The sequence below is a fragment of the Streptomyces sp. UNOC14_S4 genome (assembly GCF_020740835.1).
In the GTDB taxonomy this organism is placed as follows: domain Bacteria; phylum Actinomycetota; class Actinomycetes; order Streptomycetales; family Streptomycetaceae; genus Streptomyces.
On sequence record NZ_JAINFC010000227.1, the window covers coordinates 1 to 11,538 of the forward strand.

General features: G+C 71.0%; 9 protein-coding genes. 5 read left to right on the forward strand and 4 right to left on the reverse strand.

The genetic code is table 11. The features are described from left to right. From moaC to galU, 3 genes are all read right to left on the reverse strand, one after another. Window positions 1–622 (reverse strand): cyclic pyranopterin monophosphate synthase MoaC (gene moaC, locus K6I34_RS20585; RefSeq protein WP_374230978.1); only part of this gene is annotated, 622 nt, incomplete at its 3' end. A 67-nt stretch (window positions 623–689) separates the two neighbouring features. Beyond that, window positions 690–2,024: a gephyrin-like molybdotransferase Glp gene (glp, locus tag K6I34_RS20590; protein WP_238489435.1), complete on the reverse strand. Its 1,335-nt coding sequence runs from the start codon at window positions 2,022–2,024 to the stop codon at window positions 690–692. Between the two features lie 4 nt (window positions 2,025–2,028). Beyond that, on the reverse strand, window positions 2,029–2,931 hold the full coding sequence (gene galU, locus K6I34_RS20595) for a UTP--glucose-1-phosphate uridylyltransferase GalU (RefSeq protein WP_229327785.1): 903 nt from the start codon (window positions 2,929–2,931) through the stop codon (window positions 2,029–2,031). 81 nt (window positions 2,932–3,012) lie between these two features. Here galU and K6I34_RS20600 point away from each other — a divergent pair, with 81 nt between their 5' ends. Then, on the forward strand, window positions 3,013–3,603 hold the full coding sequence (locus tag K6I34_RS20600; RefSeq protein WP_229327786.1) for a 5-formyltetrahydrofolate cyclo-ligase: 591 nt from the start codon (window positions 3,013–3,015) through the stop codon (window positions 3,601–3,603). Window positions 3,604–3,832: 229 nt separating this feature from the next. On the opposite strand, the gene K6I34_RS20605 is transcribed toward K6I34_RS20600, so the two are convergent. Continuing rightward, window positions 3,833–6,808: a penicillin acylase family protein gene (locus tag K6I34_RS20605; RefSeq protein ID WP_229327787.1), complete on the reverse strand. Its 2,976-nt coding sequence runs from the start codon at window positions 6,806–6,808 to the stop codon at window positions 3,833–3,835. Window positions 6,809–7,033: 225 nt separating this feature from the next. On the opposite strand from K6I34_RS20605, the gene K6I34_RS20610 reads away from it, so the two are divergent. From K6I34_RS20610 to K6I34_RS20625, 4 genes are all read left to right on the forward strand, one after another. After that, window positions 7,034–8,533, forward strand: coding sequence for a potassium/proton antiporter (locus tag K6I34_RS20610; protein WP_374230979.1), 1,500 nt, complete (start codon window positions 7,034–7,036; stop codon window positions 8,531–8,533). 202 nt (window positions 8,534–8,735) lie between these two features. Then, window positions 8,736–10,037 carry an MFS transporter gene (locus K6I34_RS20615; protein WP_229327789.1) on the forward strand — a complete coding sequence of 434 codons (1,302 nt, stop codon included), beginning with the start codon at window positions 8,736–8,738 and terminating at the stop codon, window positions 10,035–10,037. Window positions 10,038–10,103: 66 nt separating this feature from the next. Next, entirely contained in the window at window positions 10,104–10,409 is a 306-nt protein-coding gene (locus K6I34_RS20620) for an FmdB family zinc ribbon protein (protein ID WP_229327790.1), read from the forward strand. Window positions 10,410–10,505: 96 nt separating this feature from the next. Then, complete coding sequence (locus K6I34_RS20625; protein WP_229327791.1) at window positions 10,506–11,357, forward strand: S-methyl-5'-thioadenosine phosphorylase; 852 nt, start codon at window positions 10,506–10,508, stop codon at window positions 11,355–11,357. The last annotated feature ends 181 nt before the right edge of the window (window positions 11,358–11,538 follow it).

Here is an 11,538-nt window from a genome sequence, read left to right on the forward strand (position 1 = left end):
CCCCGGCAGCACCGTCCGCCCCGGCCGCACTGCCTGCCCCAGCCACACCGTCCGCCCTGGGAAATTCGCCCGCCCCAGGAGAATCGTCCGCCCCAGAGGAATCGTCCGACTCCTCCGCCTCATCGGCGCGGAGCCACGGGCCCGACTTTCCGCCCGTCTTCTCCTCCACCCGCACGTCCGTGATGACCGCGGCCTTGTCGACGGCCTTGACCATGTCGACGACGGTGAGGGCGGCGACGGAGACGGCGGTCAGGGCCTCCATTTCCACGCCGGTGCGGTCGGTGGTCTTCACGGTCGCGAGGATCTCGACCGCGTCGTCGGAGACGGTGAGGTCGACCTTGACGCCCGAGAGGGCGAGAGGGTGGCACAGGGGGATCAGGTCGGAGGTCCGCTTGGCGCCCATGATGCCCGCGATCCGGGCGGTGGCGAGCGCGTCGCCCTTGGGGACTCCCTCACCGCGCAGCAGCGCGACGACGGCGGGCGAGACCCGTACCCGGCCGCTCGCGCGGGCGGTGCGGGCGGTGATCTCCTTGGCGGAGACGTCGACCATCCGGGCCGCGCCCGCGCTGTCGATGTGCGTGAGGCCTGTCGGCCGGCGGCGGGGGTCCTGGGCGCTGCTCATCGTTCTCCTGGTCCGGTCCGTTCGGGCAGACACCGTATCGGGCAGCGAGCCGGGCGCAGCGGCGCGGTCAGCCGAGGAGGATCACGTCGAGTTCGGTGCCCGCTTCGACGGAGGTGGTGTCCTCCGGGACGACTATGAGCGCGTTGGCATCGGCGAGCGACTTCACCAGATGGGACCCGGCGCCGCCGACCAGAGTGACCCTGCCGTCCTCGTACCGGCCACGCAGGAACTGACGGCGGCCCCCCGGCGAGGATTCCACCGGATCGGCGCAGACGGCACGCACGGTGGTGCGGTCGACGGGTTCGAGCCCCATGAGGGCGCGCAGAGCGGGCCGTACGAAGAGTTCGAAGGAGACGTACGCGCTGACGGGATTGCCCGGCAGCGCGAACAGCGGTACGCGGTCGGGGCCGATGCGACCGAAGCCCTGCGGCTTGCCCGGCTGCATGGCCAGCCTGCGGAAGGCGACGCTCCCGTCGTCCCCGGCGAGCTCGGAGAGGGTCTCCTTGACCACGTCGTACGCTCCGACGCTCACACCGCCGCTGGTGACCACCGCGTCCGCGCGGACGAGTTGGTCCTCCAAAGTGGCACGCAGGGTCTCGGCATGGTCGTCGACTGCCCCGACGCGGTAGGCGATCGCGCCGGCGTCACGGGCGCAGGCGGTCAGGGCGAAGCTGTTGGAGTCGTGGATGCGGCCGGGCGCGAGGTCCGTACCGGGCGGCACGAGCTCGCTGCCGGTCGACAGGACGACCACGCGGGGGCGCGGGCGGACCCGCACGGTGGCCCGGCCGATCGCGGCGAGCAGGCCGATCTGGGGCGGCCCGAGGACCGTACCGGCGCGGAGGGCGAGGGTCCCGGCGCTGACGTCGCTGCCGCGGGAGCGGACGTGCGCACGGGCCGCCACGGGCCGGTGGACGCGGACCTCGCCCGCGGCGCCCTCGGGGGCCGCGCTGTGCGCGGCCATGGCGGTGGCCGGGCCGCCGCCCGTACCGCCGTCCGTCCACTCCACGGGGACGATGGCCTCGGCGCCCGGCGGAAGGGGCGCGCCGGTCATGATGCGCGCCGCCTCCCCCGGGCCGACCGCGGGCAGCTCACCGCTGCCCGCGGCCACATCGCCGATCACGGTGAGCACCGCCGGGAACTTCTCGCTCGCGCCCTCGACATCCGCCGTACGGACGGCGTAGCCGTCCATGGAGCTGTTGTCGAAGGGCGGCAGGGCCGACGGCACGACGACGTCCTCGACGAGCACGCAGCCCTGGGCGTCCAGCAGTTGCAGCTCGATCGGCTCCAGCGGCCTGATCCTGGCCAGGATGTCGTCGAGGTGCTCGTCCACCGACCAGAGGCGCTCCTCGCTCCCGGCGGGGTCGCGGGGCGTGTCGGCGGCCGTGTCGGCGGTTCTGCTCAAAGTGCTACATCTCCTCGGTGACGTAACGGCGAAGCCAGGCCCGGAAGTCCGGTCCTAGATCTTCACGCTCGCATGCCAGTCTGACAATGGCACGGAGATAGTCACCGCGGTCCCCGGTGTCGTAGCGACGGCCCTTGAAGATCACGCCGTGCACCGGCCCGCCCAGGCCGGGCTCGGCCGCGAGGGCCTGCAGGGCGTCGGTCAGCTGGATCTCGCCGCCGCGGCCGGGTTCGGTCTCGCGCAGTACGTCGAAAACGGCCGGGTCGAGGACGTAGCGGCCGATGACGGCGTAGTTGCTGGGTGCCTCGGCGTGGTCGGGCTTCTCCACCAGGCCGGTGATCTGCACGACGCCGTCGGTGTCGGTGGGCTTGACGGCCGCGCAGCCGTAGAGGTGCACCTGGGAGGGATCGACCTCCATGAGGGCGATCACGCTGCCGCCGTGCTTGCGCTGGATGTCGACCATCCTGGGCAGCAGCGGGTCGCGCGCGTCGATCAGGTCGTCGCCCAGGAGGACGGCGAAGGGCTCGTCGCCCACATGCGGGGCGGCGCACAGCACGGCGTGCCCGAGGCCCCGGGGGTCGCCCTGGCGCACGTAGTGCATCGTGGCCAGGTCACTGGATTCCTGTACCCGGGCGAGCCGCGACTCGTCGCCCTTGCGGCGCAGTGCCTCCTCCAGCTCGTAATTGCGGTCGAAGTGGTCCTCCAGGGGACGCTTGTTACGACCGGTGATCATGAGGACATCCGACAGGCCCGCCAGAACGGCCTCCTCCACCACGTACTGGATCGCCGGCTTGTCGACAACCGGCAGCATCTCCTTGGGCGTGGCCTTCGTCGCCGGGAGAAAGCGGGTGCCGAGACCGGCGGCAGGGATGACAGCCTTGCTGATCCGAGGACGCGAATGAGTCATGAGCCGAACACTAACGGTTGAGATTGTGCGGAAGATGAGGCTCCACCGAGTATGACCCGGGACAGGGAGTTTGTACGAACAATGATCAAAAACGAGGGTGCGAAAGGCGAGTTGCGGCGAGGTTTCCTCGCGGTGAGGGCGGGGTTGACCCCCGGTGACCGTGGTGCGGCCGAGGCCGCGCTCGCCCGGCGGGCCCTGGAGCTGCCGGAGCTCGCGGAGGCGGGGACAGTAGCAGCCTACGTCTCCGTGGGCAGCGAGCCCGGCACGCGCGCGTTGCTGGAGGCACTGCGTGAGCGGGGGGTACGGGTGCTCCTGCCGGTCCTGCTCCCCGACAACGATCTCGACTGGGCCCTCTACCGCGGCTCTGACCACCTCGTACGGGCCGCTCGCGGCCTCCTGGAGCCGGACGGGCCCCGGCTCGGCCCCTCGGCGATCGCCTCCGCGGACACGGTGCTGCTGCCGGGGCTGGCGGTGGACGCGCGCGGCCTCCGCCTGGGCCGCGGCGGCGGCTCCTACGACCGCGCCCTGGAACGCCTCTCCCTCGCCGGGGCGGCTCCGGCGAGGGTGGTCCTGCTGTACGACACGGAAGTCGTCCAGAGCCTCCCTGCGGAGCCCCACGACCAGCCCGTGACAGCTGCCGTCACCCCGAGTGGCGTACACCACTTCCCCTGACCCGGGGCTGCGCCCCGACAGGGGCGCGGGGAACTGCGCGACCAGCCCCCACCGGCCCGCAGCCGCGCGCGAAGCACAAGAGGCACCCCGGTAGGCGCGGCGAGGACGACCGCGACCGGCCCACCGAGCCGCACGCAACAGGGCCGGGGCGGAGCCCCGGATACGGCAAAGGCGGGGCCAGGGGACCACGTCCCCTGAACCCCGCCCGGTCAGCCCGCCGCGGCAGCGGCTACGGCTTGAGCGTCAGCTCCGCCTCCGTGGCCTTCTTCACCGCGTCCTGGCCGTAGGCCCACGGCAGCAGCTCGCCCTTGGCCCACTTGTCCGTCTGGTCGTAGTAGTGGGCGTTGTACGCGTGCCCGGACGCCCCGGTGAGGTTGATCCACCGCGACTTGTCGAGGTCGGCGAGGTTGACGACCATGCGCATCGACGGCACCCAGACCACGTCGTAGCCGCCCGCCGCGTTCCAGCCGGCGGCGTTGACCGCGGCCTCGCCGCCCGCGAGGTTCCAGGGCCCGCGGTTGAGGATCCAGCGCACGACGGCGGGGCCGTCCTTGCCGAGGGTCTGGTTCTTCAGGTTCAGCTGGTGCAGGCGGCCCCAGCTCCAGGAGTTGACGTCCTTGCCGAGCTTGGAGGTGAGCTCCCAGCGGGCGTCCTTCATGGCCTGGGCCAGCAGCTCGTCACGGTTGCGCGCGCCGGGGTTGGCGTTGCTGCGCGTGCCGTTGGTCTTCCACCACGCGTCGTCCGGCTTGTCGATGATGCTGCGGACGACCTCGAACCAGCGGTCGCCGCCGTCCGGCTGCGCCGAGTCGGGCTCGCGCTCGCCGCACTCCTGGACGAGACGGGTGTTGCCGTCGAGGTCCTCCTGCGGCGCCCCGTCGCCTGCCGGGCGGACCCGCAGGCACTGGTCCTTGACCCGCAGCTCCTTCGGCAGCTTGTTGCCGAAGGCCAGCTTGAGGGTGTTGCGCCAGACGGCGTTGAAGTACGCGGCGGCCGGGGAGTCGGCCTCCTGGGTGTAGTCCCAGTCCTTCAGGAGCTTCTGCGCCTCGCGGACGTACTTCGTCTCGCGCTCGTTGTCGCCCTTGACGTCGATCTTGAGCAGGTAGGGGGTCAGCAGCTTGCCGATCTCGCTGACGTTGTCCATCTGCATCTTCTGCATGTCGTCCATCGAGATCTTCCCCCCGTCCTTGATCTTCGACTGGATGAGGTCGTTTATCCGCTGGCTGCGGACGCCGTAGCCCCAGTCCGAGGTCAGCTGGTGCGGGTACCGCTTGTCGGCCACGGCCTGGTTGGCGGTGACGATGTAGCCGCGCTCGGGGTTGTACTCCCAGGGCAGCTCGGCCTGCGGGACGGTACCGGTCCACTTGTAGGACGAGTCCCAGCCGGGGGCGGGGTAGCGGCCGTCGCCCTTGCGGACGGGGATGGTGCCCGGGGCCTGGTAACCGATGTTGCCCTGGGTGTCCGCGTAGATCAGGTTCTGCGAGGGCACCTCGAACTTGGCGGCGGCCGCGCGGAACTCGGTGAAGTTCTTGGCCTTGTTCAGGTCCAGCAGGGCGTCCATGCTCCGGCCCGGGTCGAGCGCCGTCCAGCGCAGCGCCACACCGTAGCCCTCGGCCCGGTCGGGCGCGGGGTCCGTCACGGGCGCGGTCTGGCCGACCTTGCCCAGGTCGGTGTTGCGGTCGGAGACCAGGGGGCCGTTGTCGGTGGCCCGGACGGTGAACTCGCGGTCCTTGCCGCCCGCGACCTTGATGGTCTCCTTGCGGGTGGTGAAGGGCTTCTGCTTGCCGTCGGAGAGATAGGTGTCGGCGGTGACCTTCTCCAGGTAGAGGTCGGAGACGTCGGCGCCCATGTTGGTCATGCCCCAGGCGATGTCCTGGTTGTGGCCGATGATCACGCCGGGCATGCCGGAGAAGGTGTAGCCGGCCACGTCGTACGGACAGGCGGCGCTGACCTTGGAGCAGTGCAGGCCCATCTGATACCAGAGCGAGGGCATCTGCGGGGCCAGGTGCGGGTCATTGGCGAGCAGCGGCTTGCCGGTGGTCGTGTACTTGCCGGAGACGACCCAGGAATTCGAGCCGATGCCGTTGCCGGACGGGCCGAGCAGCGCCGGGATCTTGTCCAGCGTGTGGGAGAGCGCGGAGAGGCCGTTGCGCAGCCCGCCGCCGGCGCTGCCGCCGGTCGTGGCGCCGGGCGCCCCGGTGGTGCCGCCCGTGCCGTTCTGGCCGCCGGTGGTGCCGTTCTGGCCCGTACCGGCCGTGCCGTTCTGCGCGCCCGTGCCGCTCTGGCCGGTGCCCGCCGTGCCGCCGCCCTGGGTGCCCTGGCCCGGCTGTCCGGTCTGGCCCGTCTGGCCGCCCTGGGCGCCGGTCGTGCCGTTGGTGCCGCCGGTGCCGTTCTGCGCGCCGGGCTGCGGGTTGGTGGCGGGGTCGGCCTTGGGGTCGAACTCCTTGGTGACCTGGTTGACCGCGCCGCCGTCGACGATCGGCTTGTTCCGGTCGTACGGGTACGCCGGGTAGAGCTGGTCGATCTGCTGGGGGGTCAGCCGGTTCGCGGCGAGGGAGCGGTCGATCTCCTCCTGCATGTTGCCGCGCAGGTCCCAGGCCATGGCCTTGAGCCAGGCGACGGAGTCGACCGGGGTCCACTTCTCCGGCTTGTAGTCGTTCTGGAACTCCAGGGCCGCGTACTCGACGGACAGCGACTTGCCCTGATGGTCCTTGAGGTAGGCGTTGACGCCGTCCGAGTACGCCTGGAGGTACTTCTTGGTGGTGGCCGACAGCTTGGTGTCGTACTCCTCCTGCGCGACCCTGCGCCAGCCCATGGTGCGGACGAAGGCGTCGGTCTCGACCTGGCCGTCACCGAACATCTCGGAGAGCCTGCCCGCGGTCAGGTGCCTGCGGACGTCCATCTCCCAGAACCGGTCCTGTGCCTGGACGAAGCCCTGGGCGCGGAAGAGGTCCTCGGCGTTGTCCGCGTAGATCTGCGGGATGCCGTTCCCGTCACGCGCGACCCTGACCTGCCCGGACAGCCCCTTGAGCTGGAGCGTGCCGCTGGTCTCCGGGAAAGAGGCACGGACGGTGCTGACGCCCCAGTACGTGCCGAAGCCGACGCCCGCCACGATCAGCAGCACGAGGGTGATCACGAGCAGGCGTGCGCGGCGGCCTTTCTTCTTACCGGCTTTCTTGCCGGAAGGGCCGGTCTTGTTGGGCGGCATCGCTGTCCTTAAAGGGGCAGGGTGGGTCCTGGAGTGCTGAAGCAACCATAGGCGCAGGGCCGGGACCGCCCGGACGCGGAGTGGTGCGGGACAGTGACGTACGTCGCTGTGGCCACTATCACGCGTCAAGAACCCGTAAAATATTAGGTTAGGAAACGAAGTGCCGATTGGCCGGAGGAACGTTTCGGCCGATATCCGTGGCAAGACTCGTGAAGGGACCGGCCCCTGACTGTCCACCACCTCAACGAACTCCTGCTGATCTGCTCCCTCGTGCTGCTCGTCGCAGTGGCGGCGGTACGGATCTCTTCGCGCAGCGGGCTGCCCAGCCTGCTCATCTACCTCGGCATCGGCGTCGCCCTGGGACAGGACGGCATCGGCGTCTCCTTCAACGACGTCGGCCTCACCCAGGTGATCGGTTACGCCGCCCTCGTCGTGATCCTGGCGGAGGGCGGTCTCGGCACGAAGTGGCACGAGATCAAGCCCGCGCTCCCCTCGGCTGCCGTGCTCTCGACCCTCGGCGTGGCCCTCAGCGTGGGCATCACCGCGGCAGCGGCGCACTACCTGGCGGGCATGGAGTGGCGCCAGGCCCTGATCATCGGCGCAGTGGTGTCGTCCACCGACGCTGCCGCCGTTTTCTCCGTACTGCGGAACGTTCCGCTGCCCAGCAGACTGACGGGTGTCCTGGAGGCCGAATCGGGCTTCAACGACGCCCCTGTCGTCATCCTCGTGGTCGCCTTCTCGACGGCAGGACCGATCGACAGCTGGTACCTCCTGGTCGGCAAGATCGCTCTGGAGCTGGCGATCGGCGCGGCCGTGGGTCTCGCCGTCGGCTTCCTCGGCGCGTACACGATGCGGCATGTGGCACTGCCCGCCTCCGGCCTCTATCCGATCGCCGTGATGGCCATCGCGACGGCCGCCTACGCGGGCGGCGCGATGCTGCACGGCTCCGGCTTCCTGGCTGTCTATCTCGCCGCGCTGATACTCGGCAACGCCAAACTGCCGCACTGGCCCGCCACGCGGGGATTCGCCGAGGGGCTCGGCTGGATCGCCCAGATCGGCATGTTCGTGCTGCTCGGCCTGCTCGTCACCCCGCACGAGCTGGGCGACGACATCCTGCCCGCGCTCATCGTCGGCCTGGTGCTGACCGTGGTGGCCCGTCCGGTGTCCGTGTTCCTCACCACAGCGCCGTTCCGTACGCCCTGGCAGGAGAAGGTGCTGCTGTCCTGGGCGGGCCTGCGCGGAGCCGTACCGATCGTCCTGGCGACCATCCCCATGGTGGCCGACGTGGACGACAGCCGCACGATCTTCAACATCGTCTTCGTGCTGGTGATCGTCTACACCCTGGTGCAGGGCCCGACGCTGCCCTGGCTGGCCAGACGGCTGAGGCTGGGCGAGACGGAGCCCGAGGACCTGGGCATCGAATCGGCGCCCCTGGAGCGGCTGCGCGGGCACCTGCTGTCGGTGGCGGTGCCCGAGGGTTCGAAGATGCACGGCGTGGAGGTCGGGGAGCTGCGGCTGCCCGCGGGCGCGGCGGTCACCCTCGTCGTACGCGACGGGAAGAGCTTCGTGCCGGGGCCCACGACCGTGCTGCGGCGGGGCGACGAACTGCTGGTGGTGGCCACCGACCCGGTGCGCGACGCGACCGAGAAGCGGCTGCGTGCCGTGGGCGAGGGCGGCAAGCTTGCGGGCTGGCTGGGGACAGCAGGTACGCTGAGGGAGAAGTAATCTCTTTACTTCGCAATCGTTCAGAACCGAACCAACTCTGCCTGATGCAGAGCTGGCGCGACCGCACGGCGGCCGCGGCCGCGCGACAAGGCGGCCGGGCGGTATCTACCACGGTCCTGCGCGACGAGGACAGCTCTCGGCGCGCACCGTGGCGGTGTCCGCCGTGCGGTGCGCGCTACCAGGCGGCGGAAAGGCGCCGGCCGTGACGAACACGGTCAACGAACCCGCCGACGCACGACCCGGATACGGCCAGCTGCTGCGCACCCGCGGCGCCTGGACATTCCTGCTGCCCGGCTTTCTGGCCCGCCAGCCGTTCGCGATGCTGACCATCGGCATCCTGCTGCTGGTCGAGCACACCACCGGCTCGTACGGCACGGCGGGCGCCGTGTCCGCGACCGCGGGTGTCTCGATGGCCCTGTTCGCCCCGCAGAGCGGCAAGCTCGCGGACCGCTTCGGGCAGGCCAAGGTGCTGCTGCCCGGCGTGGTCGTGCACGCCGCGGCCATCTCCCTGCTGATCACCCTGGCGCTGACGGACGCCCCGCTGTGGGTCCTGTTCGTGGCGGCCGTGCCCGCCGGTGCCTCCACCCCGCAGATCGGGCCGATGGTCCGCGCGCGGTGGGCGGCGAAGCTTGGGGGCACCTCCCGGACGGAGTCTGGGGGAGGATCGCCGCTGATGTCCACGGCGGCGGCCTTCGAGTCGGTCACCGACGAGTTCACGTTCGTGATCGGCCCGGTGCTGGCCACCGCCCTGTGCACGGGCGTGCACCCGGCGGCCGGTCTCGTCACCGAGGCCGCGCTGACGCTCGTCGGCGGCCTGCTCTTCGCCTCCCAGCGGCGCACACAGCCCGAGCCCAGCCGCATGGCCGCGGGCCACGAGAAGGGCGGCTCCGCCCTCTCCGTGCCCGGCGTCCGCGTCCTGGTGGTGGCCTTCCTGGGCATCGGCTCCGTCTTCGGCGGCATGCAGGTGTCGATGACGGCCTTCACCAAGGAGCTGGGCGAGCCCGGCATGAACGGCCTGATGTACGGCACGTTCGCGGCCGGCAACATGATCGCGGGCCTCATCTGCGGCGCGGTCGCCTGGAAGGTCAGCCCGCAGCGCCGCCTGCTGGTCGCCTACCCGCTGCTGGTGCTGGCCACCACCCCGCTGTGGGCCGCGCACGCCATGCCGCTGCTGGGCGGTCTCGGCCTGCTCGTCGGCCTGTGCATCGCCCCGGCGCTCATCACCGGCTACACGCTGGTCGAGTCGCTCGTCCCGCCGACCGCCCGTACCGAGGCCTTCACCTGGCTGACCGGCGCGGTGGGCCTGGGCCAGGCGGCCGGTGCCAGCATCGGCGGCCGGGTGATCGACTCCCACACCGCGAGCTCCGGTTTCCTCATCCCGCTGGTCGGTACGGCGGTGGCCGCTGTGGTCCTGCTCACGCTGCGCAAGGCGCTGACCCCGAAGGGCGAATCGCTCATCGCCGCACGTGGGGTGGGTCACCGCGAGCCGGTATCGGTGGACTGAGGCGCCGGAATACTGCACTATGGACCGTCGTTAGCACTCATCGAGTGAGAGTGCCAGGAGGAGCAAGTGCCGACTTACCAGTACCAGTGCACCGAGTGCGGCGAGGGCCTCGAGGCGGTGCAGAAGTTCACCGACGACGCCCTGACCGTCTGCCCGAGCTGTGACGGACGCCTGAAGAAGGTGTTCTCCGCGGTCGGCATCGTCTTCAAGGGCTCCGGCTTCTACCGGAACGACAGCCGTGGCACGTCGTCGAGCAGCACGCCGGCGAAGTCGTCCACGCCGTCCTCGTCCCCGAAGAGCGGCTCGGACTCCTCCTCGTCCTCCTCGACGTCGTCGAGCACGACCACGGCGAGCAGTACGTCCGCGGCCTGACGCGGCACGGCGCCCCGAGCACTCCTGAGCCCGTCGCCCCTCCCCGGAGGGGCGACGGGCTCTTCGCCGTGGAGGGCCGCCGCTAGGGTGGGCCGCATGGTCGACATGGGTACCGCTCGGGCGGAAATAGGCGTGATCGGCGGGTCGGGGTTCTACTCCTTCCTGGAGGACGTGACCGAGGTCACCGTCAAGACGCCTTACGGGGCACCGAGCGATTCGCTGTTCATCGGTGAGCTGGCCGGCCGGAAGGTCGCCTTCGTGCCCCGCCACGGGCGCGGCCACCACCTGCCGCCGAACCGCATCAACTACCGCGCCAACCTGTGGGCCCTGCGCTCCGTCGGCGTCCGCCAGGTACTCGGGCCGTGCGCGGTCGGCGGGCTGCGGCCGGAGTACGGACCGGGCACGCTGCTGGTGCCGGACCAGCTCGTGGACCGCACCAAGAACCGCACGCAGACCTTCTTCGACGGCGAGCCGCTGCCGGACGGGACCGTCCCGAACGTGGTGCACACCACGTTCGGCGACCCGTACTGCCCGGCCGGGCGCGCGGTCGCCGTGGCCGTCGCGCGCGGTCACGGGTGGGACCCGGTGGTGGACGGCGGCACGATGGTCGTCATCGAGGGCCCGCGCTTCTCGACCCGCGCCGAGTCCCGCTGGCACGCGGCCCAGGGCTGGTCGGTCGTCGGCATGACCGGCCACCCGGAGGCCGTCCTCGCCCGCGAGCTCGGCCTCTGCTACACCTCCATGTCCCTCGTCACGGACCTCGACGCGGGTGCCGAGACCGGCGACGGCGTCTCCCACGAGGAAGTCATGCGCGTCTTCGCCCAGAACGTGGGCCGCCTGCGGGATGTCCTTTTCGCGGCGGTGTGCGCTCTCCCGGAGACGGAAGAGCGCACATGCCTCTGCGCCGACGTCCACCAGGGCCTGGACCTGGGGATAGAGCTCCCCTGACGCTTCCACTGCGCTCCGGCCGACCCGTCGGGGCGCGCGCCGTTGTCGCCTATGGCGAGAGCGGCCTGCGGCCCCGTCCTCGAACGCCGGACGGGCTTGGTGGGTGATGACGGCGAAGCCGGGGTGTTCTGGGGCTGCGCCCCCAACCCCCGCTTCGGGGCTCCGCCCCGCACCCCACAGG

Coding starts and splice junctions, on each gene's coding strand:
- galU (WP_229327785.1), bottom strand. CDS start 2,931: ATGACTCATTCGCGTCCTCGGATCAGCAAGGCTGTCATCCCTGCCGCC.
- K6I34_RS20605 (WP_229327787.1), bottom strand. CDS start 6,808: ATGCCGCCCAACAAGACCGGCCCTTCCGGCAAGAAAGCCGGTAAGAAG.
- K6I34_RS20600 (WP_229327786.1), top strand. CDS start 3,013: ATGATCAAAAACGAGGGTGCGAAAGGCGAGTTGCGGCGAGGTTTCCTC.
- K6I34_RS20625 (WP_229327791.1), top strand. CDS start 10,506: ATGGTCGACATGGGTACCGCTCGGGCGGAAATAGGCGTGATCGGCGGG.